Raw genomic sequence first — 25,488 nt, 5'->3', positions numbered from 1 at the left:
CGCTGCTCAACTCGTGTGCGCAGCCACTTTGCCTGTGGTTTCGGGGAAGAAGTCGGGCGCCGCATGGCGCTTGCCGAACATCATGTCGTACTGCAGCAGACGGAAGTCGCGGATTGCCGGGTCGATCTCTTTCTGACGCGACCAATCGGGGGTGGCGTCGCCCGCCGGTGCCAACAGCAAATTGCGGTCGATGACGCGGTAGTGCTCCCGCAACTGGCCGAGGAAGCCGGTATAATAGGGATGACTGATGCCGGCAGTCTTCAGGATATGGTAGGGCAGGAAGGCTGGGCTGACGGCGCCGAGATCCTCGGCCGGGCCGCTGCGGTTCGACCAGACGATCAGCGGCGTCTGGTGATGCAGCAGCATCTGGTCGGCCGCCTCCTTGCGCGGCGCGACATTGTCCTTCATGAAACCGGTCTCGACGTAGACCGGCCCAAGCGGCGGCAGATGGTCGCCGAAGAAGGCGATGACCGTCGGCCGCTGGCGTTTCTTCGCCCATTCGATCAGCCGCTCGAGGCCGCGGTCCGCGTCGGAAGAGCCTTCGGCGTAGCTCAACAGCGATTCACGCGCCCATTGGCTGATCGGCGCCTGCACCTTATGGGTCGGATTGTTATAGCGATACGGCTCATACGGCCCGTGGTTCTGCAGGCTGACGGCGAAAAAGAACACCGGCTCGGCGCTGGTATCGGCCTCGTGGATGATCTCGTCGGTCATCGCCGCGTCCGACGCGAGCGGTCCGCGTTTTTGCATGGGCGGCAACGTCTCCTCGGACTTGAAGTCGTTGAAGCCGAAATCGGCATAGACGGCTCCCCGGTTCCAGAACCAGTTGGTGCCGGGGTGGATGGCGCGTGCCCGATAGCCCTGACTTTTCAGGAAGGTCGCCAGTGACGGGGTCGGTGTCCGCACATATTGCTGGTAAGGAATACTGCCCGCCGGCAGGAAGGCGTTGGAAAAGCCGGTCAGGGCCTCGAACTCGATGTTGGCCGTCATGCCGCCGAATTCGGGCGAGAACATGTAACCCGTGCGCAGTGCCCGCACATTGGGGATAGGGTCGGGCGTGATGGTGACGCCGGGTAGCTTGGTCGGATCCCAGAAGGATTCGCTCATGACGACGATGATGTCGGGCTTCTCGGCGGGTACCGAAGCCGTCACCTGCGGTTTGCCGATCGCTTCGATCGCCTTGCCGGAATAGCCGGGCGGCGCCGAGACATGCGCCATCGGGACGTTCAGCGCGAAGGCGAGCGCAAAACCGTTCGAGGCATAGTTTTCCTTCTGGTCCCACATGATCGGGATGATCTGCAGCCGGTCGCGCGTCCACGAGAAAGTGGCATAGTCCATGATGGAAACGAAGAAGGCGATGAGCGGTACTGTCAGCGTCAGCCGGGCAAGGCGGCCCTTGTGGCTGAGCGCCGGAACGCGGCGGCGCCATAGCCGCCAACCGTAGACGAGCAGCGACAGTCCGCCGACGATGCCGATCGCCAGGGCAATGGCGGTTCCCGGGCGATCGCGTACCAGAAGCGGCATCAGTGCCACGATCTGCCGGGAATAGAGGAAATCGGTCGGATAGAGCGGATCGCCGAGATACAGCGACTTCTGGTGGCCGACGAACGCCAGCGACAATGTCAGCGGCGCGACGATCATCAGGCTCTGATGACTGCGGCCGAGCACGGCGTCGAGGCCGATGAGGATCAGCGCAAAAATGATGATTGTGGTCCAGCCGGGTTTGAAAGGCTGCAGAAAGAAATCAATGGTGCCGGCAAAGTTGCCGCGCACGATCAGTTCGATGGCAAACACAAGGATGGCCGCAGCCAGCAAGCTGATAAGGCCATAGCGGATGACAGGCCATTTGCGCGCCGGCAGATAGCCGGTCGACGGATCGCCTTCAAGAAACTGGGGCGCCGCCTCGGCTGCGCTCTGCTTGGTCTTTGCCACTTCAATAGTTCCCCGGCCCGCAACAAAAGCGTCACTCGATTGTCATCGAACTGTCACGCAAAGCCTAGCGCCTGTGGCGGAAATAAGAAGAGCCAGCAAACAAATCGTGAGCGGTTTTCATCATGAGTGATCGCCAAAAAGCCTGCCGAAACAGGCACTCGGCCGATATTACGCGATCAAGGTTGGACTTGACTTGGCCGCACGCCTTGCGTCACAGGCAACGTGAACCAGCAGCTGGGAGCCGCCGATGGCCATCGCATTCACCTTTCCGGGGCAGGGCAGCCAGGCTGTCGGCATGGGCAAGGACCTCGCCGATACCTTTGTGGAATCGCGGCGGATCTTCGAGGAAGTTGACGACGCGCTCGGCGAAAACCTATCGAAGCTGATCTGGGAAGGCCCGGAAGAGACGCTGACGCTGACCGCCAACGCCCAGCCGGCGCTGATGGCGGTGTCGCTTGCCGCAATCCGGGCGCTGGAGGCGCGCGGCTTCTCCCTGAACGGCAAGGTCACCTATGTCGCCGGCCACTCGCTCGGCGAATATTCGGCACTTGCGGCCGCAGGTTTCGTTTCGGTCGCCGACGCCGCCCGGCTGTTGCGCATCCGCGGCAATGCCATGCAGGCGGCTGTGCCGGCCGGCGAGGGCGCCATGGCGGCGATCATCGGGCTGGAACAGGCCGACGTCGAAGCCGCTTGCGCAGAGGCCGCCCAGGGCGCCGCCAAAGATCCCGCACAAGCCTTGGTTTGCCAGATCGCCAATGACAATGGCGGCGGCCAGCTGGTGATCTCCGGCGCCAGGCCAGCGGTCGAACTGGCGGCGAGGCTATGCACGGAGAAGGGCGCCAAGCGGGCGCTGATGCTGCAGGTCTCGGCGCCCTTCCATTCGGCATTGATGAAGCCTGCGGCCGAGATCATGCGGGAGGCGCTGGCCGCCGTGACGAAGAGTGCGCCGGTCGTGCCGCTGGTCTCCAATGTTACGGTGACCCCGACGAGCGATCCCGACGAGATCGCCCGCCGACTCGTCGAACAGGTGATCGGGCGCGTGCGCTGGCGCGAAACGGTGGAGTGGTTCGGCAGCAACGGCGTTGCGACGCTTTACGAAGTGGGTGCCGGCAAGGTGCTGTCGGGGCTGGCCCGCCGCATCAACCGCGATATTGCCACCAGCAGCATCGGATCGGCGGCGGAGGTCGAGACGGCACTTGCCGCCTTGGGTGACCACGTAGCTTGAATTCATCTGTGCTTGCCGCTACATGAATACATGTATCGCAACAAGGTGCGGCATGCCCACGTCGATCCGCCTTTCTCCCGAAGTCGAGCAGCGCCTGGATTTTCTCGCGGCCAAGACTGGTCGCAGCAAGGCCTACTATCTGCGCGAGCTCATTGAACGTGGCCTGGAGGATTTGGAGGATTACTACTTGGCTGCCGAAGTCATTGAGCGGATCAGGCGTGGTGAAGAAGACGTCATGAGAGCCGAGGACTTCTGGCGTGGCCTGGACGCTTGAATACGCCCGCTCGGCGCGAAAATTTGTCGAAAAACTGGATCCGCAGACACGTCACCGTATCCGTGATTTTATTGAAAACCGCATTGCCGTTCTCGACAACCCGCGTGAACTCGGCAAACCGCTGAAGGGCCCGCTCGCAACCTTTTGGAGATATCGCGTCGGGGATTATCGCATCATTTGCGATGTGCAGGATAACCGGCTCGTCATTCTGGTGGTAACCATTGGCCACCGCGGCGACGTTTACAGATAGCCGAACTCACCGGCCCGTATGATTGGCCAGTACGATTTGGGAAGAGGATAAAACATGTTCGAATTGTCCGGCCGCAAGGCGCTCGTCACCGGCGCATCGGGAGGTATCGGCGAGGCGATCGCCCGCGTGCTGCACGGCCAGGGCGCCATCGTCGGCCTGCATGGCACACGTATCGAGAAACTGGAGGCGCTGGCCGCCGAACTGGGCGACCGGGTCAAGCTTTTCCCGGCCAATCTTTCCAACCGCGACGACGTCAAGGCGCTCGGCCAGAAGGCGGAGGCCGACCTCGAAGGCGTCGACATCCTCGTCAACAATGCCGGCATCACCAAGGACGGGATGTTCGTACGCATGGCTGACGCCGACTGGGATAGCGTGCTCGAGGTCAACCTGACCGCCGTGTTCCGGCTGACCCGCGAGCTTACCCATCCGATGATGCGGCGCCGCCATGGCCGCATCATCAACATCACTTCAGTGGTTGGCGTCACCGGCAATCCCGGCCAGACCAACTACTGCGCCTCCAAAGCCGGTATGATCGGCTTTTCCAAATCGCTGGCGCAGGAGATCGCCACCCGCAATATCACCGTCAACTGCGTCGCCCCGGGCTTCATCGAATCGGCGATGACCGCCAAGCTCAACGACAAGCAGAAAGAGGCGATCATGGCGGCGATCCCGACCCGGCGCATGGGCACGGGCGCCGAAGTCGCCTCTGCCGTCGCCTACCTAGCTTCCAACGAGGCAGCCTACGTCACCGGCCAGACCATTCATGTGAATGGCGGCATGGCAATGATCTAACACTTGGGAAAACGCTTCATTCCGTCTTGGATGCACGGGATTTTTCGTGTAATGCCGCCCGCAACCCGGCGGTTCGGGCAAAAACCGGTCCTGTTCCGCTGCGTTTCCGGCAGGACCATCTTTCAGCTTGATTAGCGGCATTCTGCCCGCTAACGAAGACAGACAACCAAAAGACGAGGATGCCCAAATGAGTGACACCGCAGAGCGCGTCAAGAAGATTGTCATCGAGCACCTTGGCGTCGATGCCGACAAGGTGACGGAGCAGGCGAGCTTCATCGATGATCTGGGCGCGGACAGCCTCGACACGGTCGAACTTGTCATGGCGTTCGAAGAAGAGTTCGGTGTCGAAATCCCGGACGACGCCGCCGAGACCATCCTGACTGTTGGCGATGCGGTGAAATACATCGACAAGGCCTCCGCCTGACGCTATTTGCAGTCATCACCGGGGAGGACCTGCGATGAGGCGTGTCGTCGTCACGGGCCTTGGGCTGCTTTCGCCGTTCGGCATGGGCTTCGAGCACAGCTGGAAGGAGCTTCTGACCGGCCGCAGCGCAGCCAAGCGCATCACCGAATTCGAGGTGGAAGACCTTGCCTGCAAGGTCGCCCACGTCATTCCGCGCGGTGACGGCTCCAATGCCACTTTCAATCCTGAAGCCGTTCTCGAGCCGAAGGAACTGCGCAAGATCGGCGACTTCATCCTGTACGGGATCGCGGCCGCCGACGAGGCACTCAAGGATTCCGGCTGGCAGCCGAAGACGCATGAGGAACAGTGCGCCACCGGCGTGCTGATCGGTTCGGGCATCGGCGGCATCGAAGGCATCGCCGAGAATGCGATGATCCTCAAGGAACGCGGTCCGCGCCGCATCAGCCCATTCTTCATCCCTGGCCAGATCATCAACCTCGTCTCCGGTCAGGTCTCGATCCGGCATGGGCTGAAAGGCCCCAACCATGCCGTCGTCACCGCTTGCTCGACCGGTGCGCACGCCATCGGCGATGCCGCCCGGCTGATCATCTGGGGCGATGCCGACGTTATGGTCGCAGGCGGCGCCGAAGCGCCGGTGACGAGACTGTCGATCGCCGGGTTCGCCGCTTGCCGCGCGCTCTCCACAGAGCGCAACGACGCGCCACAAACGGCCTCACGCCCCTATGATCGCGATCGCGACGGCTTCGTCATGGGCGAGGGCGCCGGTGTTGTCGTGCTCGAGGAGCTCGAACACGCCAAGGCCCGCGGCGCCAAGATCTATGCCGAGGTCACCGGCTACGGTCTGACCGGTGACGCCTATCACATCACCGCGCCTGCCGAAGACGGCGACGGCGCTTTCCGTTGCATGACCGCGGCGCTGAACCGGGCGAAGCTGACGCCGGCCGATGTCGACTACATCAACGCGCACGGCACCTCGACCATGGCCGATACGATCGAACTCGGCGCCGTCGAGCGGCTGGTCGGCAACGCCGCCTCGAAGATATCGATGTCGTCGACCAAATCGTCGATTGGCCACCTGCTGGGCGCGGCTGGTGCGGCCGAGGCGATCTTTTCGATCCTCGCCATTCGCGACAACATCGCGCCGCCGACCATCAATCTTGACAATCCGGAGCGCGAAACGGCGATCGACCTGGTGCCGCACAAGCCGCGGGCCCGGCAGATCGACGTGGCGCTGTCCAACTCCTTCGGCTTCGGTGGCACCAACGCCTCGCTCGTCTTCCAGCGCTACAATGGCTGACCGCTCCGCCGGTTTGCGTCTGCCGTCAATTTTGCCATATTCGCCCCTACTCTGCCCGAGGGGATTCGTCGCAAGATCAATTGGTAGGGCGCTATGAACACAAATCCGGCCGATAACGGGGAATTCGGGCAACGGGCAGCAACCCCCGGCCCGATCGTGCCGAAGACGGCTAGCGAGGCGTTGCGGCCCGAGGCCGGCACGCCGCCGCCGAAGCGCTCGCGTGCCTCGCGCAGCCAGTTCGTCGTGTTCATGAACTTCGTCATCTCTTCGGTGATGCTGATGGTTCTGGCGGCAGGCGTTGCGCTGTATTTCGGCAAGCAGGAATTCAACGAGCCGGGCCCGTCGGCCAATGGCGACACTTTCCTGGTCAAGCCGAATAGCGGCGTCCAGGAGATCGCCGACCAGCTTGAGCGGCGAGGGCTGATCAGCGACGCCCGCATCTTCCGCCTTGGCGTACGCGCCTTCGGCAATGATTCCGCCCTGAAGGCTGGCGAATACGAGATCAAGCCGCAGGCTTCGATGCACGATATCATGGAACTGCTGAAGAGCGGCAAGTCGGTGATGTATTCGCTGACCATCCCCGAGGGGCTGACGGTCGAGCAGGCACTGCAACGGATCGCTGAGCAGGACGCACTGACCGGCGATATGCCGTCGACCACTCCACCCGAGGGCAGCCTCGCCACCGACACGCTGCGCTTCACCCGCGGCGCAACACGCCAGCAGATGGTCGACAAGCTTCTGGCCGACCAGAAAAGGCTGGTCGACGAAGTCTGGCAGCGCCGAGCGCCGGATCTGCCGATCGCCAACATTGAGGATTTTGTCACCCTGGCCTCGATCGTCGAGAAGGAGACAGGTAAGGGCGATGAACGCTCGCGGGTAGCGGCCGTCTTCCTCAACCGGCTGGCCAAGGGTATGCGGCTGCAGTCGGACCCGACCATCATCTACGGCCTGTTCGGCGGCAAGGGCAAACCCATCGACCGCCCGATCTATCAGTCGGACATCCAGAAGCCGACGCCCTACAACACCTATCTGATCAACGGCTTGCCGCCGACGCCGATCGCCAATCCCGGCCGTGCGGCGCTGGAGGCAGTCGCCAATCCGTCGAAGACCAGCGATCTTTACTTCGTCGCCGACGGCAGCGGCGGCCACGTCTTTGCCGCGACGCTCGATGAGCATAACGAGAATGTCGCTCGCTACCGGGCACTGCTGAAAAAGCAGGCGCAGGACGCCGCCAAGGCCGGGGCAACCAATACCGGAGCCGACACGCCGGCGGGAGCCATCGTTGACGATGCGGGGGCTACCGCCGCCCAGTAGGGCCAGACGCCATCAGGTCGGCCCTGTGCATGTCCGGGTGGATGTGCAAGGGCTGCTATGGCATTGAAATTCACATGATCCTGTCCGGAGCAATCGTTCCGGCTTGAGGGGCATTCGGCAAGGGGACGCACGGCAACATGAACTTGCAGAGTATGACCGGTTTTGCGCGCAGTGTCGCCGAACACGAAGGCACTTCGATTGCCTGGGAAGCCAAGTCCGTCAACGGCAAGAGCGTCGAGGTCAGGCTGCGGCTGCCGCAAGGTTTCGACCGGCTGGAGCCGGCCGTCAGGCAGACGGTGCAAAAGCGTTTTGGGCGCGGTAATTTCCAGATGACGCTGACCATTGGCCGCGCCGCCGGCGCGCAAGCGCAACCCGTGGTCAACGAGGCTTTCCTGAAGGATCTGGCGGGGTTGGCCAAGCGGCTGCAGGAGCAGTTCGGAGTAGCGCCTGCGGCGGCCGACGGACTGCTTGCGCTGCGCGGCGTGCTCGACATTCCCGAAGCCATCGAAACCGAAGAGGCGCGCAGTGCGCTCGATACCGCGTTATTGTCGGCGCTGGAAGCAGCACTGGACGGGCTGCAGCAGGCGCGCCAAGGCGAAGGTGCGGCGCTTCGTTCCCTGCTGTCCGGCCATATCGATGCCATCGAGGCGCTGACACTGCGGGCCGAGGCCGATCCATCACGCGAGCCGGCCACGATCCGCGAAAGGCTTGCAGAGCAGATCCGGCTGCTGATGGACGCATCAGCCAATCTGGATGCCAGCCGGCTGCATATGGAAGCGGCGTTCCTGGCCACCAAGGCCGACATACGCGAGGAGATCGACCGGCTGAAGACGCACGTGGCGTCGGGCCGGGCGCTGCTCGCCGGCGGTGGCGCCGTCGGCCGCAAGCTCGATTTCCTGGCGCAGGAATTCAACCGCGAATCGAATACGCTGTGTTCCAAGTCGAATGCTGCCGCGGTCACCGCCATCGGACTGGAACTGAAGGCGGTCGTCGACCAGTTTCGCGAACAGGTCCAGAATCTGGAATGATCCCGATGCCAAGCCACATGACTGCCAAGCCCCATGACCACTAGGGATGTGGGTTCCCGCATTCGGCGCCGCGGGCTGATGCTGGTGTTGTCGTCGCCCTCAGGCGCCGGCAAGTCGACGATCGCGCGCAACCTGCTGGAGAGCGATTCCAGCCTGGAATTGTCGGTCTCGGTCACCACGCGGCCACGCCGCGGCAGCGAGATCGAGGGTGTCCATTACCACTTCCGCACGATGCGCGAGTTCGAGCGGCTGCGCGATTCCGATGCGCTGCTCGAATGGGCGGAGGTGCACGGCAATTGCTACGCGACGCCGCGCGAGCCGGCCGAACAGGCGCTGGCAGAAGGCCGCGACATGCTGTTCGACATCGATTGGCAAGGCGCTCAGCAGCTCAAGGAGAAGATGCGCGCCGACATCGTCTCGATCTTCATCCTGCCGCCGTCGATGAAGGAATTGAAGGCGCGGCTGAAGCGTCGCGCCGAGGACCAGGAAGCGGTAATCGAGACGCGGCTCAAGAACGCCCGTAATGAGATCGAGCACTGGAAGGAATATGATTTCGTCATCGTCAACGACGATCTTGACCGCGCTTTCGCCGAGGTGCGCGGCATCGTCACGGCCGAACGGCTCAGACGCGATCGCCGGCCGGGCCTGTTCGATTTCGTCTCGGGGCTGCTCGATGAGAAGACGGATTGAGCACCTTTATCGTAAGCGTCCGGCCTGCGGCGTCTTTCGGGACGGTGGCGATCACACGAAGATAGTGTCCTCTTGTCGGGATAATTGACATTTGCCGATGTTTGTTGACGAGAGAGACGCCCTCGTACCAGCGATCAACGTCGGGATAAAACGCGATAGAGAGTTGGCATGCCGATTGAATTATGGGCTTTTGACACACCGAATGGCCGAAAGATCAGCGTCGCGCTCGAGGCGATGGCTGCCCTACACGGTGAAGGTGGTCGACATCACGAAGGGCGAACAGCATGCCTCTGGGTTTCTGCGTATTAGCCCCAACAATCGCATCCCCGCCATCGTCGATCCCGCCGGACCGGACGGGTAGACCGATCAGCGTGTTCGAGTCGGGTGCCATCCTAATTTACCTAGGCCAGAAGACCGGCCACTTTTGGCCGTCCAGACTCAGCGCGCAAGTCCCTGTGTTGGAATGGCTGATGTGGCAGGTGGGTGGTTTCGGTCCGATGCCGGGCCAGGTGCACCACTTTCTTGGCGTGACCGACGACCAGGACCGCCGCTACGGACTGGCACGCTATAGCGCAGAGACCCGACGCCTGTACGGAGTCGCCGATCGGAGGCTGGCGGAGGTCGAGTATTTCTCGGGCGAGCTGTCGATCGCCGATTTTGCTATTCTCGGCTGGGCATGGCGGCACGAGCGGCATCAAGTCGATCTTGCCGAATTTCCGAATGTTGAGCGCTAGTATGGGACTATGATGGCACGGCCGGGGGTTCAACGCGGCTTTGCGGTATCGCTCTCCTGATGGAACGACACGAAGCTCGACGCTTCCGTGAATTCGCTCCTGTCTTCGACAATATTTTCGTCATATTGCGGCAGGTCGTCTGTAATGGTGAACCAAGGTGCCTTGGAGCCGACGAAAATGTGCGCGCTTGGGCGAATGTTTGGGTCGTCGACGAGGGTCCCCATAGCGATGTGGGCGAACGCGCCGTCACGAACAACCGCAAAAAGGAACGACCCGCATAGCTTGCATCGCTCGTCATGCCAGCTATTGCCGTCGACGATCTGGATTTTGTCCTCCCCACTCGTGATGCGCAATTTGACACGCTCTATGCCTGCGAGTGGCTTGAACGCTGCGCCGGTTGCGCGACGGCAGATCGAGCAATGGCAATTCACGGCAAATATGAACTCGTCCGTCACCTTATAGGTGACTGCACCGCACTGGCATGATCCACCTAGCGTGCGGGTGTTGGTCGGCTCCTGCAGCGTCACGACTGGCATTCCTCTGTGCGATCGAAGTTTGCCAGATAGCGCACTTTTATCGGACTTCAGGCGGGTAGTCGGGGCGACGCTTTGTCTGGGCGGGTGTCAAGTGTTCAATGATCTGTACAATGTCGGTCCGTCCGATCTGCGGATAGTGCTCTCGCATCCCCGTGACCTCTTGGGGCCATTCCGATTCTCTCCAAGGAACGTTGCCGCCTCGGACAGGCGCAGATCGGTGCAGCGCGTGACCCACACAATCGCGATCCTGCTGGCATCGCCGTCACAAACATAGCGCATATAGCCCGGCAAAATCGATATTTCGCGCCAGCGTATGGTGGATATTTTCTCGCCTGCCTCGATAAGTGGGAAAAGCCGAGCGACCACTCCAAGTTCCTGCATCACAGCCTCACACCGCATTCGTCAGCCGCACGAATTCCTCGACGCTGAGCGTCTCCGCACGCCTGGTCGGATCGATGCCGGCGCGGGTGAGCAGCGCCTCGCCGCCAAGGCTTTTCACGCTCTGCCGCAGCATTTTCCGGCGCTGGCCGAACGCCGCTTCGGTGACGCGGCTGAGCCGTTTCACCTCTGCCGGCAAGGGGCTGGCGCGTGGCACCAGATGCACAACCGAGGACGTCACCTTGGGTGGCGGCGTGAACGCCTGCGGCGGCACGTCGAAGGCAATCCTCGCCTCCGTCCGCCACCCTGCCAGCACGCCGAGCCGGCCATAGGCCTCGCTGCCGGGGCTGGCTGCAATGCGTTCGGCGACCTCGCGCTGGAACATCAGCGTCATCGATGTGTAGAAAGGCGGCCACTCGGTGACGGTCAGCCAACGGATCAGCAATTCGGTGCCGACATTGTAAGGCAGGTTGGCGACGATTTTCGCCGACCCGCTGCTTCCCGGCACTCCTTTGGCAAGCGCTGCAAAATCAGTTTTCAGCGCATCGCCGGCCACGATCTCGAGCCGACCCGGATAGTGGTTCGCGATCTCAGCCAAGGCCGCCAGGCAGCGCTCGTCGCGCTCGATCGCGACGACCCGCCGGGCGCCGTTGAGGAGCAGGGCCCTAGTCAGCCCGCCCGGACCGGGACCGACCTCGATAACCGTAACGTCGCTCAGGTCGCCGGCGGTCCGCGCAATCTTGCTTGTCAGGTTAAGGTCGAGCAGAAAATTCTGGCCGAGCGCCTTTTTCGCCTGCAGCCCATGGCGCTCGATCACCTCACGCAGCGGCGGCAGCCCGTCTATGCTCATCGGGCTGGGCTCATCGGGCTGGGCTCATTGGGTTAGGATCATCGGATTGGGCTCATTGGCCTGCAGTTTTTGTCCCAGTATCGGCAAGTAGGCGAGCGAGCTTCAGTGCGCCAATCAGACTGTCGGCGCGGGCGATGCCCTTGCCGGCGATGTCGAAGGCGGTGCCATGGTCGGGCGAGGTGCGGATGAAGGGCAGGCCAAGCGTGACGTTGACAGCCTCGTCAAACGCCAGCGCCTTGGCCGGGATCAGCGCCTGGTCGTGATACATGCAGAGCGCCACGTCGTAGCCGGCGCGGGCGCGAGCATGAAACAGCGTGTCGGCGGGCAATGGCCCGAAGGCGTCGATCCCTTCCTGCCTCAGCCTGTCGACCGCCGGGCGTACGATGCGCTCATCTTCGGTGCCCATCGCGCCGCCTTCGCCGGCGTGCGGGTTGAGGCCGGTAATGGCGAGCCGCGGCTTGGCAATTCCGAAGCGGTTTGCAAGGTCGGCGGCGGTGATGCGGCCGGTGGTGACGATCAGGTCGGTCGTCAGCGCCTTCGGCACCTCGGCCAGCGCGATGTGGATGGTGACCGGCACGGTGCGCAGGTCCGGTCCGGCAAGCAGCATCACCGGCGTCACCTCGGTACCGGTATGAAGCGATGCCAGATGCGCCAGATATTCGGTGTGGCCGGGAAAGCCAAAGCCGGCATCGTAGAGCGGCTTCTTGGCAATGGGGCAGGTGACGACCGCGGCAGCGCGGCCGGCCAGGCAGTCGGCGACGGCGCGGTCGATCGCCTCGACGATGCCGGCGGCGTTGGCTGGATCAGAGCGGCCGGGACTGTCGATGAAACGGGCGGCAAGCGCCACCACCGGCAGCGCGCGCGAAAACATCTCCGGCGCTAGCGCCGGCGTTGTCTCGGCCATCGCAATATCGGCGCCGAGCCTGTGCGCCCGCGCAGCAATCAGTGCCGGATCGGCAAGAAGATAGAAAGACGGAACGCCGGCGGTATCGCGGGCCTGCCAAGCGGCGATGGCGATGTCCGGCCCCACACCGGACGGATCGCCGACGCTCAGCGCCAGCGGAAGCTCTGCGTGAGGCACGGCTATCGCGACTTCAGCGCTCGATGATGCGGGCTTTCTTCCGCAACTCCTCGACATATTTCTTCGAGAGCTCGTCGGCGTTCTTGTCGCTCGAACCTTCATTCTGGAACACCATCTGCGCGACTTTGTCGTCTGACACCTCGCGCGACGAGCAGATGCCGATGAATTCGACGCCGCGGTCGGTTTCGCGCGTCGTGGTGGCGCCGCCAACCTTTGTAGCTTTTATCTGCTCGGCCCAGTCCAGCGGCAATTGCGGCGCCAGCACCCGGCCGAGATCGCGAACGGTGACATCCATCAGGCCCTTGGCGAATTCGCGCGTGGTGTTGCAGCCGTTGAAGCGGGCGCGCATGGCGTCGGCTTCGCGTTTGCGCTTGGCCAGCGTCGCGCTTCGCTCGGCGGCCGGCACCACGAAAATGACCTGCTGCAGCATGTACTCGGTGGCACTCGGTTTGCTACCGCCTTTCTCGAGCATGCGCTTGACGAGGTCCTGCTCGCTTATGGCGCCGCCGCCGTCGCTAGAACGGTGACGCGCGGTCAGCGCCTGGTTCCAGGCCATCTGCGCCCGGATAAACTCCTTGAAATGCTCCTTGGAGACGCCGGATTGCGCCATGGCGCCGTCAAGCTGCTTGAGCGGCATCTTGTTGCTCGTGGCGAAACGCTGATAAGCGGCATCGACCTGCGCGTCGCTGATGCGGATGCCGAGCCGCCTGGCTTCGGCCATCCGCAGCGTCTGGTCGATCATTTCCTGGCCGGCATCGCCCTTTTTGTGCTGCAGGCGCAGGAAAGCCGCGCGATGCTGGATGTCGCCGGTGGTGATCGGTATATTGTTGACGACGTATTTGATCTCGCTGGCGAAAACCGGCCGCGTCACTGCGGTGATCGAGACCGCCACCAGCAGCGCGAAGCCTGCCGAAAAGAGGTATTTCCTCATCGAAAGCATCCCAATTCCATCTCGATTCGGCCCAACCTGTCCCAGTTCAGGCCGCGGAAATTCGTGCCTGCTCTATGCGGCGAAACAATGTCGTCCGCCAGCCGCCCCGTTGCCGACTGCTGCTCCCCTTATTGGATGGTGTCGATGGAGCGTTGCGACGAGCCGAAATCGCCGAGCGTGCGGAACGACAGGTTGAAGCCGACGTTCTGCGATACTTCCTTGGTGTTCAAGTCACGTCTTTCCGAAAACGTCATCAAATAGGTAAAGCACGAATCGCTATAGGCAAAGCCGACCCCGTCCTTGACCAGGATGCTCTGCTCCAGATCATACGTGCCGGTGCCAAAGACGCGCCAATTCTCAGCAAGATGCGTCGAGGCGCCGAGCGTGATCTCATGGCGATCCGTGGAGAAGCCATAGAGCGGCTGCGCCTGGATGAAGGCGTATTTGGCGCTCAGCGATACGGGCAGGCCTGAAAAGGCGGCCTTTACCTCAGCGCGGCGGACCTCGAAGCTTTGCTCGTCGAAACGGCCGCTGACCGAGCCGGAAAATCCGCTGGGGCTATTGAAGCCGACAAGGCCGACATAGTCGGAGGTTGCGGTTTCAAGACCCGAATAGGCGCCGACATTGACCAGATCCGGCGTGCCGAACGAGTTCTGGCCGCCGAGTTGGTAGGATTGGCCGAACACCGCATTGGTGCTCCAGCCATTGTCGTACGCGCCGGAATAGCGCAGCCCGACATTGGCGCGCGTGCCGCCTTCCATGCGGTCATAGCCGGAGAATTTGTCGCGCTCGAACAGCGTCGTGGCGTCGAAGACGAAGCTCTGGGCGTCCTCGTTGGGGACCGCCAGCCCGCCGACATATTGCTCGTTCGGACGCATGAACACTTGCGCCATCGGTTCGAAGACATGGCTGGAACTGGTCATCGAGAACAGTACCGGCCAGCGCATCTCAAGGCCGGCGGTCGCCATGTAGCGGGCAAGCGACGAACGCATGTCGTCGTCAACGCCGAGATTGGTCGCCATCTGGTTGACGGCGTCGAGCGAGGCCGAGGAGGCGTTGACATAGCCGGCGTCGCCGCGCAGCGCCAGCAGCGGCGTCAGCAGCAGCCCGCCATCGGTGGTGAAGGTGCGCTTCCATTCGGCCTCAGCGGTAACGCGGCCGGATTGACCGTCGATGCCGCGGACGTTGTTGACGGACGAAGGGATGCCCGAATCTGCAAGAGCCGTATCGAGCCTGTCGCGGTCTATGATCCGCGCGTTGACGTCGAACGACAGCTGCCCGCCGGCCACCGGCATGTCGGGGATATAGGCGTAGTCGAGCGAGGGCAGCACCCAGGGCTGCTTGGCGGCGCGGGCGGTCGGATCGCTAGCGAGGGTGTCTTCTTGAACGTCGAAGTGCATGGCGCGCACATCGAAATAATTGCGATCGTTGAGCCCCGTCAGGTACACCTCGGAGCGGTGTACGCTATCGTTGAAGCCGTCGATATCGTAGGTGCGCGAGAAACTCTTGTCGCTCTGCAGCAGGATGTCCCAGCCGAAGTCCCAGCGCGGGTTGATGGCGAACTGGCCTTGGGTGCCCATCATGCCGCGGAACCTGTTCGGATCGCCCTCGGTACCCGAACTGACGTTGTGGCCATTGTCGTCGATGAAGGCGTCGGGATTCTCTTGACGGATGCCCGCAATCTTCAGGCTGTACTGACCGTTGTTGAAGCGCTGCCTCCACTCGGCCTCACCGAGGAAACCCTGTCTGGTATAGCCGCTGCCGGTGACAGTTAGATCGTAGGTCGGCGAGAGCGCGAAATAATAGGGAACTCTAACACCGACGCCGAGATCGCTCTTGTAGGCGACGCCGGGGATCAGGAAGCCGCTCTTGCGCTTGACCGTCGGGTCGGCGATCTCGAAAGCCGGCAGATAGGCCAGTGGAAAGCCGAAGAACTCGAAATTCGAATTCTCGAAGCGAACCGTCTTCTTCTCGCCGTTCCAGATGATCTTCCTGGCCTTGATACGCCAGGTCGGCGCTTTGTCGGGCTTGTCCTCGCACGGCTCGCAGGCGGTGTAGACGCCATTGTGGAACGTCGTCAGCACGCCGCCCATGCGCTCCGCGCTTTCGGCGGCGAAATACGCCTTGTCGACGGTCTCGACACGCAGCGCGTTGACGAAGCCGTCGGCGAAATCGTCGGTGATGTCGGCATGCTGCGAATAGATTTTGGTGCCGTCGCTGTTGACGAGCTCGACATTGCCGCTGGCGACGAGGCGTTTGGTGTTGCGGTTGTATTCGACCCGCTGGGCGACGAGACGGTTGCCGCCATAGTCGATCTGGACGCCGCCGACGGCCGTCACAGTCTGCTTGTCGTTGTCGTAGACCAGCGTATCGGCTGCCAGCAGCATCTGCGTGCCGCTCGGAACCTTCGTTGCCAGCTCACTGACGTCCTGGGCGAAAACCGGAGCAACCGGGGCAGCGCCGGCAAGCAGGCATGCCAAGGCGCTCGCCGCAGAGAGGCGTGCCAAACCGGCGTGCCTATGGCTGCGCAAAACCGCCTCCCTCACTAGCCGTCTTCCTTGTATAGCAGGAATGTCACCCCGAAGAACATAGCCACGACAACCGGGACCCAAGCCGCTACGGCAGTGGGTACGAATCCCGCTACGCCGAATGCCTTGACCAGCACCGAAACGACATAAAGCAGAAAGCCGGCCACGATGCCACCCAGAATCATCGTCGCCGACTGCCCCATCCTCGCAAATCGCATTGATACCGTTGCCGCAATCAGCGTCATCGCGACGAGCAGGAAGGGCAGCGCAATCAGGGAATCGAACTGCATGGCGAAGGCATTTGCCTTGAGGCCGAAGGAGCGGGCCACCTCGATCTTGCCGGGCAGATCGTAGAAGGGGATGGTCTCAGGGCGCGCCAACCGCTCTTGCACGAATTCCGGCTTGAGATCGGTCGGCAGCCGATCGCTGGGTAACGACTGGATGGTGCCGTCCCGGAACACCTTGACGTCCCGCAATTCCCAGTAGCCGTCCCGCAAAAAGGCGTGCGCGGCATCCTTGCGCTCGATGATGTCGCCTTGCGGGCTGAAACTGAAGAAGACCGCGTCGGCCATCTCCAGGCCTTGATTGAGAATGGCGCGCGCGCCGATGATGGTATCGCCGGAGCTGGTTTTCTGCCTGATCCAGGGCGCGGCGTCGGCCGAGACGGTGTTCGACTTGCCCGAACGGAGCTGGGTCTCGATCTGCTCGGACCAGGAATAGGCGTGCGCGGCTATCGGATTGATGACGCCAACCGACAAGGCCCCAAACAGCAGCGCCCCGATGCAGCACGGCAGCAGGAACTGCCATGCGGAAACCCCGGCGGAACGGGCGATGACCAATTCATATTTGCGGTTGAGCGACACCAGGGTCGCCATCGCCGAGAACAGGCCGACGAACGGCACCGTCTGCAGCATGATCATCGGCATCCGGAGCCCCGAAATGGCGAACGCAGTTGCGTAGGTGAAGCCCGGCACGCCGGTCGTGCGGCCGGAAAGCTCGGTGAAATCGATCAGGAACACCAGCGCCAAAAGGCCGATGAAGAACCAGATGGTGATCGTCACATAGCGAAAGAAGAAGTACCGACCCAGAGTCCAGCCCATCAGCCGGCTCCCTGTCCGGATGCGCCACGCCGGGCAAAGCGGAGCTTGACGGCGCTCCAGCCGTCATTGAAGCGGCCGGCAAGATTGGTTATCCAATCGGCCCAAGCAACCGGCAGTTCCATCGTCCGGTTGGAAACGATGAACCAGATAGCGATCGCCGATGCCACGATCGGGACGCCGTAGACCATATAGGCATATTGCGGCACCTTGTCGGCCTTGCCGGCGGCAAAGAACCCGAGCCAGCGCACGAACAGCGCGATCGCGATTGCCGTGATCAGCGGGTGCACGCGCGCCTCGCGATGCGAGCGCGCATCTCCGGCGACCGCAAGCGCGATCAGCGCAAAGACGAGCGAATAGGACCACTCGGAAAAACGCTGGTTGAGCTCGGCCAGGTACCTGTTCGGCTTTTGCTGGTACATCTTGTCGTTCGGACTGGGATTGAGCAGGTACTGGGTCGTCCGGTCCTTCGGCAAAAGCAGAATGTCAGATGACGCCGACAAGAAGGCGGACAAGTCGAAGGCGTAGGAGGTGAACCGGATTACCGAGAGGTCGCCGGTCATGGTTTTGCGATGGATGACGCCGTCATTCATCATCAGCACCTTCTCGTCGCCGCGTTCGATGATGCTGCCGGTCTTGGCATAATAGATGAGATTGACGCCTTCTTCGCGCGAGTCGGCGACGAAGATGCCGCCGAGGCGATTGTCGGGAAGCCGTTCGCCAATCTGCAGGAACAGGCCATCATCGATCTTGCGGAAGGTGCCTTCCTGGATGATCAACGACAACAGATCGGCACGCGACGAAGCAATCAACTCGCGGTTCTTCTGGCGTGCGTAAGGGTCGACGCCATTGTCGACAGCAAACGAAAAAACGCTGGCTGCGAGTGCCAGAAGCATGATCGGCCTGACGATGGTCCAGCGTGAAGCGCCGGCGGCATTGATGACGGCCAGCTCCGAATCCGAATTCATCACGCTGAGGATCTGCGCGACCGCGACGACTAGGGCGAACGGCACGACGATCGGAACGATCGACGGGACGATCAGCGCTGCGACTTCGAAGAAGGTGAGGGCCGACTGACCGCTATCAGTGACGAGGTCGATGCGGGCGAGCACCTGAGTCGTCCAGACGATCGCCAGCGTCCAAACGAGCGCCAGCGCGAATACCGCGAAAGCACGGCGCATGATGTAACGTTCAACGACCTTCATGAAGGCTTTTCTCGGCGGTTTCGAACGGCATCATGCCTTGGAATAAGGTAGTCGTCCGGCGCCGGCTGCACAACTGGCTCAGTTTGGCGGTTCGATCTGGGTTCTGTCCCGTATCGCAAATTCCGCTGGGCCGGAGTGTCGGCGGCAATGGATAAGAAAGGGCGAACATTGTTGGTTAACAACAGGTTGCGGCGGGAAGCGGGGCCGTGCCGCGACGAATCGTGGATGGTTCAATGTCGCATATGGGAGCGATTTCGGCCAAAGTCTTGTCAAATGCGGCAAAACGACCAAATGTCGCGCCGATCGCCGCCGCGGCGGCGTGATAAGACGGGTCAGGATCTGTTGAGCCCCAGCATGGAAGCGGAAAAATTGCGCAGTCAAACCGGTTGGGAAGCGGTCTTTGATGGCGCGATTGTGATCGGCGCCGGCGCGGCCGGCCTTGCCGCCGCCCACGCCCTGATGAAGGCCGGCGTACCGACGCTCGTCCTGGAAAAGGAGAGCCGGCTTGCCGAGCCCTGGCATCGGCGGCACCAACGTCTGCACCTCAACACGCATCGCGATCTCTCGACGCTGCCCGGCATCGGCTATCCCGCAGGCACCCCGGCCTTCCCGCACAGAACCGCCGTCATTCGCCATCTGAACGATTTCAGCCAAGTGCACCGGCTGCCTGTCACATTCGGCGTTGCCGTCGAAGAGATCACGTTCGATGGCGATCACTGGACCGTACAGACCAATTCCGGATCCCGTCCGGCGCGCCATGTCGTCGTCGCCACCGGGCGCGACCGGCAGCCGTTTATTCCCGCATGGAAAGGCATGAAGGATTTTGCCGGCCGGATCGTCCATTCGGCAGATTTTGGCGAGGCGAAAGACTATGCCGGCAAAAAGGTGCTGGTGGTCGGTGCAGGCAATTCGGGTTTCGACGTCCTCAATCATCTTGCGGATGCAGACGCCGAAAGCATCTGGCTGTCGGCCCGCAATGGTCCGTCATTGCTGCCGAAACGCATCTGCAAGATCGCCGTCCACAGGCTTTCGCCTTTCATGGCGCGCTTGCCGGTACGGATTGCCGATGCGGTGATGGCGACAACCCAGCGCCTGGTTTTCGGCGACCTGACGAAATTCGGGCTTCCGCCGGCCTCCATAGGAGGTGCGAGCCGTCTGAGCGCCGACTACACCGCGATCGCAGCCGATGACGGCGCGGTTCGCGCCATCAAGGCAGGCATGATCGTGGTGGTGCCGCCATTGCGAGAATTTACTCGCGACGGCATCATATTGAACGACGGCAGGTTTATCACGCCCGATATCGTCATCTCAGCGACCGGCTACCGGACCGGGCTGGAGCAGATGGTCGGCAAGCTCGGCGTTCTCGACGGCAAGGGCGTTCCGCTTTTCAACGGCGGCGAAGCCGACCCGCGATTGCCCGGTCTGTGGTTTACCGGCATGCGGCCGAGCATTCGCGGTTGTTTCGCCAATGCCCGCATTCAGGCTAGGGCGATAGCGGCGCGGATTGTCAAGCGGCGATAATGAGCAGGACTATGCCGACTGTTCCGCCCGCAATAGACACGCCTTGTTGGAACGTGCTCGAACCGAAAGGTCAATGATCATGACGCCAGTCAGCATTCGCTACATTGTCGATGATGTCGCCGCCTCGATCGACTTCTATTGCGGACATCTGGGCTTCGCCGTCCAACAGGACGCGCGACCGGCTTTTGCCTCCGTCACGCGCGGCGCGTTACGGCTCCTTCTAAGCGGACCCGGCAGTTCGGGTGCTCGGGCGATGCCCGACGGCCGGCAGCCGGTGCCGGGAGGCTGGAACCGCATCCTGCTGGTGGTGCCGGACCTGAAAGAAGAGGTTGCGCGTCTCAAGAGTGCTGGACTTGTCTTTCGCAACGATATCATAACGGGCGTCCGCGGTTCCCAGACCCTGCTCGAAGACCCATCCGGCAATGTCATCGAGCTGTTTCAACCCGCCGCTCACTGACGCAATAACACGGCATCTTAGATCCGATCTGCCCAATCGAACGCCTCTCCCCGATAATCCAACGCATTTCCCCGAAAGCAGGACATGATGAATTCGAGACCCTCGATCGCCTTCGCCAAATTCGCCGCGCCCAAAAAGGGCAGCGTTTTCGTTCTGGCGGCCGACGAGGGCGGCCTCGGTGATGCGGTCAGGGCCTGCGATCCGGCAAAGACCCTCGAGCGGGCCTTTCCCGTCGCCGACTTCACCGGCAAATTCGCCAGCCAGGTCGAAGTGCTGGCACCGGAAGGGACGTCGCTCGAGCGGCTGGTGGCGGTCGGCGCCGGCAAGGGCTCCAATCTCGATGACTACGCCTGGCTGAAGCTCGGCGGCACGATTGCCGCATCCTTTCGCAAGGCAACCGAAGTGGCCGTCGTGCTCGATCTTCCCGGCGCCGCCGTCAGCGGCAGGCAAGCCGTTCAGCTTGCCGCGGGCATCCTGCTGCGCAGCTATTCCTTCGACAAGTACAAGACCAAAAAGGACAATGGTGACGGCAAGCGTGAGCCAAAAAAGCCGGTAAAGGTGACCATTCACACGGCCGATCCGGCGGCCGCAAAGAAGGCCTTTGCCGATGAAGCGGCGGTGATCGACGGCGTCTTGCTGGCGCGCGATTTGGTCAATGAACCGGCCAATGTGTTGGGACCGGTGGAATTCGCCGCCCGCATCGCCCAACTGGAGGCGCTCGGCGTCACGGTCGAGATCCTGGCCGAGAAGGAGATGAAGAAGCTCGGCATGGGTTCGCTGCTGGGCGTAGCGCAGGGCTCGCCGCGTGGCGCCCGCATCGCCGTCATGCGGTGGGACGGCGGCAAGGCCAAGGAAAGCCCGGTCGCCTTCGTCGGCAAGGGAGTCACCTTCGACACCGGCGGCAATTCGATCAAGCCGGCCTCCGGTATGGAGGACATGAAGGGCGACATGGGCGGCGCTGCTGCCGTCACCGGGCTGATGCACGCGCTGGCCGCGCGCAAGGCGAAGGTCAATGTCGTGGGCATTGTCGGGCTGGTCGAAAACGCCGTCGACGGCCACGCTCAACGACCGGGCGACATCGTCACCTCGATGTCTGGCCAGACCATCGAAGTGCTCAACACCGACGCCGAGGGCCGCCTCGTGCTGGCCGATGCGCTGTGGTACTGCAACGACCGCTTCCAGCCGAAATTCATGATCAATCTGGCGACGCTGACCGGCGCCATCATGGTCGCGCTCGGCCAGCATTATGCTGGCCTGTTCTCTAATAATGACGAGCTAGCGGACCGGCTGACGGCGGCCGGTCAGGCGACGCAGGAGCGGTTGTGGCGCATGCCGCTCGGCGCCGAATACGACAAGCTGATCGAGTCCAAGAATGCCGACATGAAGAATATTGGCGGCCGTTATGGCGGCGCCATCATCGCCGCGCAGTTCCTGCAGCGCTTCGTCAAGGACACGCCCTGGGCGCATCTCGACATTGCCGGCACCGCGATGGGCTCGCCCTCCAACGAGATCAACCAGTCATGGGCTTCCGGATTCGGCGTCAGATTGCTCGACCGATTGGTGCGCGATCATTACGAGCAATGAGCGGCGCGCCAAATGATTTAGACTGAAGTCATGGCCGAAATCCTGTTCTATCACCTGACCGAATCGACCCTGGAGGACGCGCTGCCCGGCCTCCTGGAGCGCAGCATCGATCGCGGCTGGCGCGCCGTGGTGCAGACCGGCACCGAGGAACGGCGCGACGCGCTGGACCAGCATCTGTGGACTTTCCGGGACGATTCGTTCCTGGCCCATGCAACGGACCGCGAAGCCCATCCCGCCGAGCAGCCGGTGCTTCTGACCGTCGGACCTGACAATCCGAACCAGGCGCAGATACGCTTCCTGGTCGATGGCGCGGTGCCGCCGGAGCTTGGCGGCTACCAGCGCGCCGTGTTCCTGTTCGACGGCCACGATGCAGCCCAGCTAGAGGCGGCACGCACGCACTGGAAGACAATGAAGGAGGCCGGCCACACCGTGACCTACTGGCAGCAAACACCGGACCGGCGCTGGGAACGCAAGGCTTAGAAGACCTGAGCAAGCCCGATGCCGCCTGATGATCAAACACTAAGCATATCGATAGATGCCGCACTTGTTCGCCGCTTGATTGCCGCGCAGTTCCCTGAATGGGCGGACCTGCCGGTAGAGCCGGTCGAGCCTGGCGGCTGGGACAACCGCACCTTCCGGCTGGGCGATCGAATGTCGGTGCGGCTGCCCAGCGCTGCCGCCTATGTTGCCCAGGTCGAGAAGGAGCATCGCTGGCTGCCTCGCCTCGCGCCTCACTTGCCTCTGCCGATACCGGTGCCACTGGCCAGAGGCGCGCCCGGTGAAGGCTATCCATGGCCTTGGTCCGTCTATCGCTGGCTTCGCGGCCGGCCGGCGGCTGGTGGGCTGATTGCCGATCTCAATGAATTCGCTCGTTCGCTGGCCGGCTTTCTGGTTGCGCTCTACCGGATCGACGCCGCTGGCGGACCACCGGCAGGTCAGCATAATTTCCACCGCGGTGGCCAGCTTTCAGTCTACGACGCCCAGACCCGAGCCGCGCTTTCGGCGCTCGGCGGCCGCATCGACAAGGCAACCGCCGAGGCGGTGTGGGCGACCGCGCTCGGCTCGCGATGGCAAGGGCCGCCGGTCTGGGTCCATGGCGACGTTGCCTCAGGCAATCTGCTCGTCGAAGATGGCAAGCTCTGCGCGGTCGTCGATTTCGGCAGTTCGGCTATCGGCGATCCTGCCTGTGACCTGGTGATCGCATGGACGGAATTTTACGGCGAGAGCCGCCAGGCGTTCCGCGACGCCATTTCCCTTGACGAGCACAGCTGGGCGCGCGCTCGGGGCTGGGCGCTCTGGAAGGCGCTGATCGTCGCTTCGGGACATGACGGCAACCAGCGCGAGGCGGAAAAATCGTGGCGGGTTATCAATGAGGTGCTGGCGGATCACACAAACAGTTAGAGCGGGATGGAGAATTCAGTTTGAACGCATCCCGCTCCAAAAACGAAAGCATTACTGCCCGCCCGTCTCCCTCCTGAACGTATCGAAATCGACCTGCATGCCGTTGAAGATAGAGCTCCAAGCGCCCATGGTCGACTGGATGTCCTTGATGGTTGCGTCATAGTCGTCGGCACGGGCCGGTGCGGAGGCCAGCGTCAGGGTCAGCGCGTGGACCGTGGAGGCGAGCAAGGATGCATGATGAAGCGAAGAGGGCGTGGATGAAAACGATATGGAAGCTGTTCATGGCGTTCTCCTCTGGTTTTTGTTGGCCTTACGATGTAAGGTAATGTCGAAAATTAACCTTACAGCGTAAGTTGTCAAGCGGCACCATGGACATATCAGTCAAAAAAAAGCGAACGCGCGGCCGGCTGTCTCGCGAGATGATCGAGGATGCGGCTTTCGAGGTAATCGAGAGGGAGGGGCTTTCCGGCTTTTCGATGCGCAAGCTGGCGGCAGAACTCGGCTGCGAAGCGATGAGCATCTACCATCATTTCCCCTCCCAGGCGCATCTTTACGAGGCACTGGTCGATCGACAGATCAGCTCGATCAAGATTCCTGACGACGGCATGCCTTGGCGCCAGCGGATCCACGTCGCCGTGAAGGAATACCGCCGGGTCGCCACCGAACATCCCGCCTTTGCGCCGTTCATTGTGGTCTACCGCATGAATTCGCCGGCATGTCTCGCCAAGCTGAACCACGTGATCGGCCTGTTCGAAGCCGGCGGTTTCGGTTTGGAACTCAGCGCCCGGTTGTTCCGAGCCACGAGCTACTATCTGATGGGCGCGATCCTTGACGAGACGGCCGGCTACGCCAAGGGGCCTTCGGCGGTCACCACGGTGAGCGATGAAGCGCTAGCGCGGGATTTCCCCGGCGTCATGGCTGCCGGGGCATATTTCGGCACAGCCGGTTTTGACAAGACCTTCGATATAGGCCTCGACATGTTGCTGGACGAGATGGAGCGTATCCGCGACGGTGCCAATGCGAGGTAGTTGCATCAACGGGGCATTGTCCGCATGCGCTTTTTGTTTCTTCTGATCCTGCTCATCGGTACCGGCATCGGCGTCGTCTATCCCTGGGCGATGACCAATTTCTCCGGCCGTGAGATCGGCACCTGGCGGGTTTACGACCAGGGCCGGTTCAAGCCGGTGACGGTGGCCCTGAGCGCACGCGACGGGCCGCTACGCGTGCTGGTCGATCTTACTGCAAGAGCCGAGCGCATCGTCTCGCAGCAGCGCACCGTGCTGACCCTGACCGCCGCCACCGGCGGCAGGACGGTGCTCGCCTCGACGCTGCAGTTCAATCACTCCGACAATCCGCGCCAGGTCAGCCCACAGCTGCCGGACAGGATCTTTCGCGACGAGGCCGGCCTGATCCCGAGCGTTACCCCCGGTTCCTACATCTTCACCGTCGGTCCGGGCGACGCCGAGGGCATTCCGATGCGGGCCGTCGACCTCGTCCTGCGCTCGGCTGCCGGCGAGGTCGACCGCCGGGCGCGGCCGGTCGGTTTTTCCCTGATGGCGGCCGGCCTGGCCGGGCTGGCGCTGGCATTCCGTTTCGGCGGCCGCCGGCCGGAAAATCCGAACTCGCAGCCGCCACCGCCGCGCTGGGGCAGGGGCTCCAATTGAACTATCGCCACGCCTACCATGCCGGGAACTTCGCCGACGTCGTCAAGCATGCCGTGCTCAGCCGGCTGATCGAATATCTGAAGCAGAAGGACAAGGCGTTTCGGGTCATCGACACCCATGCCGGCATCGGCCGCTACGATCTGTCCTCAACCGAAGCGCAAAAGACGGGCGAATGGCAGGGCGGCATAAGCCCGCGGGGCCCAGGCCCCCCCAAACCCCCCCCGCCGGCAATGCAGGCTCACTAAATTTGATACCAAACGGTGCTCAAAACAGCACGCGGCCTGAAAAAAAAACC

Annotated in this window: 25 protein-coding genes and 2 pseudogenes; 18 read left to right on the top strand and 9 right to left on the bottom strand. The window is 62.4% G+C overall.

The features are described from left to right. Nucleotides 1-6: 6 nt before the first annotated feature. Complete coding sequence (locus NKH63_RS23180) at nucleotides 7-1,932, bottom strand: LTA synthase family protein (RefSeq protein WP_352481811.1); 1,926 nt, start codon at nucleotides 1,930-1,932, stop codon at nucleotides 7-9. 247 nt (nucleotides 1,933-2,179) lie between these two features. On the opposite strand from NKH63_RS23180, the gene fabD reads away from it, so the two are divergent. The 10 genes and pseudogenes from fabD to NKH63_RS23130 all read left to right on the top strand — a co-directional run bounded on the left by fabD (nucleotide 2,180) and on the right by NKH63_RS23130 (nucleotide 9,960). Beyond that, nucleotides 2,180-3,157: an ACP S-malonyltransferase gene (gene fabD, locus NKH63_RS23175; RefSeq protein ID WP_352481809.1), complete on the top strand. Its 978-nt coding sequence runs from the start codon at nucleotides 2,180-2,182 to the stop codon at nucleotides 3,155-3,157. Between the two features lie 52 nt (nucleotides 3,158-3,209). After that, a complete protein-coding gene (gene relB, locus NKH63_RS23170) occupies nucleotides 3,210-3,431 on the top strand; it encodes a type II toxin-antitoxin system RelB family antitoxin (protein WP_352481808.1) in 222 nt (73 codons plus the stop codon). Further along, the gene (locus NKH63_RS23165) at nucleotides 3,415-3,681 is read left to right on the top strand and encodes a type II toxin-antitoxin system RelE family toxin (RefSeq protein ID WP_352467165.1); all 267 of its coding nucleotides are present in this window, start codon (nucleotides 3,415-3,417) and stop codon (nucleotides 3,679-3,681) included. The genes relB and NKH63_RS23165 overlap by 17 nt, the downstream gene beginning before the upstream one ends. Before the next feature lie 54 nt (nucleotides 3,682-3,735). Then, on the top strand, nucleotides 3,736-4,473 hold the full coding sequence (gene fabG, locus NKH63_RS23160) for a 3-oxoacyl-[acyl-carrier-protein] reductase (protein ID WP_352481807.1): 738 nt from the start codon (nucleotides 3,736-3,738) through the stop codon (nucleotides 4,471-4,473). A gap of 187 nt (nucleotides 4,474-4,660) precedes the next feature. Further along, a complete protein-coding gene (locus NKH63_RS23155; RefSeq protein ID WP_006203723.1) occupies nucleotides 4,661-4,897 on the top strand; it encodes an acyl carrier protein in 237 nt (78 codons plus the stop codon). Nucleotides 4,898-4,931: 34 nt separating this feature from the next. Further along, nucleotides 4,932-6,194, top strand: a complete 1,263-nt coding sequence (gene fabF / locus NKH63_RS23150; protein ID WP_352467164.1) for a beta-ketoacyl-ACP synthase II — start codon at nucleotides 4,932-4,934, stop codon at nucleotides 6,192-6,194. Nucleotides 6,195-6,287: 93 nt separating this feature from the next. Further along, nucleotides 6,288-7,508 carry an endolytic transglycosylase MltG gene (gene mltG / locus NKH63_RS23145; RefSeq protein ID WP_352481805.1) on the top strand — a complete coding sequence of 407 codons (1,221 nt, stop codon included), beginning with the start codon at nucleotides 6,288-6,290 and terminating at the stop codon, nucleotides 7,506-7,508. A gap of 137 nt (nucleotides 7,509-7,645) precedes the next feature. Then, complete coding sequence (locus NKH63_RS23140) at nucleotides 7,646-8,536, top strand: YicC/YloC family endoribonuclease (RefSeq protein ID WP_352481803.1); 891 nt, start codon at nucleotides 7,646-7,648, stop codon at nucleotides 8,534-8,536. 33 nt (nucleotides 8,537-8,569) lie between these two features. Then, a complete protein-coding gene (gene gmk, locus NKH63_RS23135; protein WP_023719822.1) occupies nucleotides 8,570-9,226 on the top strand; it encodes a guanylate kinase in 657 nt (218 codons plus the stop codon). Between the two features lie 168 nt (nucleotides 9,227-9,394). Continuing rightward, nucleotides 9,395-9,960 (top strand): annotated as a pseudogene (locus NKH63_RS23130) (glutathione S-transferase N-terminal domain-containing protein). 29 nt (nucleotides 9,961-9,989) lie between these two features. On the opposite strand, the gene NKH63_RS23125 reads toward NKH63_RS23130, so the two are convergent. From NKH63_RS23125 to lptF, 7 genes are all read right to left on the bottom strand, one after another. Beyond that, nucleotides 9,990-10,487 carry a GFA family protein gene (locus NKH63_RS23125; RefSeq protein ID WP_348633227.1) on the bottom strand — a complete coding sequence of 166 codons (498 nt, stop codon included), beginning with the start codon at nucleotides 10,485-10,487 and terminating at the stop codon, nucleotides 9,990-9,992. Between the two features lie 397 nt (nucleotides 10,488-10,884). Continuing rightward, nucleotides 10,885-11,724, bottom strand: coding sequence for a 16S rRNA (adenine(1518)-N(6)/adenine(1519)-N(6))-dimethyltransferase RsmA (rsmA, locus tag NKH63_RS23120; protein WP_352918878.1), 840 nt, complete (start codon nucleotides 11,722-11,724; stop codon nucleotides 10,885-10,887). 52 nt (nucleotides 11,725-11,776) lie between these two features. After that, nucleotides 11,777-12,805 (bottom strand): 4-hydroxythreonine-4-phosphate dehydrogenase PdxA, encoded by a 1,029-nt coding sequence (gene pdxA, locus NKH63_RS23115; protein ID WP_023719818.1) that lies wholly within the window; start codon nucleotides 12,803-12,805, stop codon nucleotides 11,777-11,779. Between the two features lie 13 nt (nucleotides 12,806-12,818). Then, the gene (locus NKH63_RS23110; RefSeq protein WP_023719817.1) at nucleotides 12,819-13,745 is read right to left on the bottom strand and encodes a peptidylprolyl isomerase; all 927 of its coding nucleotides are present in this window, start codon (nucleotides 13,743-13,745) and stop codon (nucleotides 12,819-12,821) included. A gap of 119 nt (nucleotides 13,746-13,864) precedes the next feature. Further along, nucleotides 13,865-16,282: an LPS-assembly protein LptD gene (locus NKH63_RS23105; protein WP_352494876.1), complete on the bottom strand. Its 2,418-nt coding sequence runs from the start codon at nucleotides 16,280-16,282 to the stop codon at nucleotides 13,865-13,867. Beyond that, a complete protein-coding gene (gene lptG / locus NKH63_RS23100; RefSeq protein WP_023719815.1) occupies nucleotides 16,282-17,367 on the bottom strand; it encodes an LPS export ABC transporter permease LptG in 1,086 nt (361 codons plus the stop codon). The genes NKH63_RS23105 and lptG overlap by 1 nt, the downstream gene beginning before the upstream one ends. Continuing rightward, nucleotides 17,364-18,566, bottom strand: a complete 1,203-nt coding sequence (lptF, locus tag NKH63_RS23095) for an LPS export ABC transporter permease LptF (protein ID WP_352481800.1) — start codon at nucleotides 18,564-18,566, stop codon at nucleotides 17,364-17,366. Before lptF ends, lptG begins: the two co-directional genes overlap by 4 nt. Before the next feature lie 354 nt (nucleotides 18,567-18,920). On the opposite strand from lptF, the gene NKH63_RS23090 reads away from it, so the two are divergent. From NKH63_RS23090 to NKH63_RS23070, 5 genes are all read left to right on the top strand, one after another. Then, nucleotides 18,921-20,087, top strand: a complete 1,167-nt coding sequence (locus NKH63_RS23090; RefSeq protein ID WP_352481799.1) for a flavin-containing monooxygenase — start codon at nucleotides 18,921-18,923, stop codon at nucleotides 20,085-20,087. A 73-nt stretch (nucleotides 20,088-20,160) separates the two neighbouring features. Continuing rightward, a complete protein-coding gene (locus tag NKH63_RS23085; RefSeq protein ID WP_352481798.1) occupies nucleotides 20,161-20,544 on the top strand; it encodes a VOC family protein in 384 nt (127 codons plus the stop codon). An 87-nt stretch (nucleotides 20,545-20,631) separates the two neighbouring features. Further along, the gene (locus NKH63_RS23080) at nucleotides 20,632-22,128 is read left to right on the top strand and encodes a leucyl aminopeptidase (protein WP_023719811.1); all 1,497 of its coding nucleotides are present in this window, start codon (nucleotides 20,632-20,634) and stop codon (nucleotides 22,126-22,128) included. Nucleotides 22,129-22,158: 30 nt separating this feature from the next. After that, nucleotides 22,159-22,608, top strand: coding sequence for a DNA polymerase III subunit chi (locus NKH63_RS23075; protein WP_023719810.1), 450 nt, complete (start codon nucleotides 22,159-22,161; stop codon nucleotides 22,606-22,608). Between the two features lie 18 nt (nucleotides 22,609-22,626). After that, complete coding sequence (locus tag NKH63_RS23070) at nucleotides 22,627-23,529, top strand: aminoglycoside phosphotransferase family protein (RefSeq protein ID WP_352481797.1); 903 nt, start codon at nucleotides 22,627-22,629, stop codon at nucleotides 23,527-23,529. A gap of 51 nt (nucleotides 23,530-23,580) precedes the next feature. Here the strand turns inward: NKH63_RS23070 and NKH63_RS23065 are convergent, their stop codons facing one another. Continuing rightward, nucleotides 23,581-23,757, bottom strand: a complete 177-nt coding sequence (locus NKH63_RS23065) for a hypothetical protein (RefSeq protein ID WP_352481796.1) — start codon at nucleotides 23,755-23,757, stop codon at nucleotides 23,581-23,583. Between the two features lie 140 nt (nucleotides 23,758-23,897). On the opposite strand from NKH63_RS23065, the gene NKH63_RS23060 reads away from it, so the two are divergent. From NKH63_RS23060 to rlmJ, 3 genes and pseudogenes are all read left to right on the top strand, one after another. Next, nucleotides 23,898-24,557 carry a TetR/AcrR family transcriptional regulator gene (locus tag NKH63_RS23060; RefSeq protein ID WP_352481795.1) on the top strand — a complete coding sequence of 220 codons (660 nt, stop codon included), beginning with the start codon at nucleotides 23,898-23,900 and terminating at the stop codon, nucleotides 24,555-24,557. Between the two features lie 24 nt (nucleotides 24,558-24,581). Further along, nucleotides 24,582-25,193 carry a hypothetical protein gene (locus tag NKH63_RS23055; RefSeq protein WP_023719807.1) on the top strand — a complete coding sequence of 204 codons (612 nt, stop codon included), beginning with the start codon at nucleotides 24,582-24,584 and terminating at the stop codon, nucleotides 25,191-25,193. Next, nucleotides 25,190-25,381: pseudogene (gene rlmJ, locus NKH63_RS23050) on the top strand (23S rRNA (adenine(2030)-N(6))-methyltransferase RlmJ); the annotation flags it as partial. The gene NKH63_RS23055 and the pseudogene rlmJ, both read left to right, overlap by 4 nt. Nucleotides 25,382-25,488 lie beyond the last annotated feature (107 nt).

Source organism: Mesorhizobium sp. M0960 (assembly GCF_040319055.1).
Lineage (GTDB): Bacteria > Pseudomonadota > Alphaproteobacteria > Rhizobiales > Rhizobiaceae > Mesorhizobium.
The sequence above is the reverse complement of the archived record's forward strand: the minus strand, read 5'-3'. Positions and strand labels throughout refer to the sequence as shown.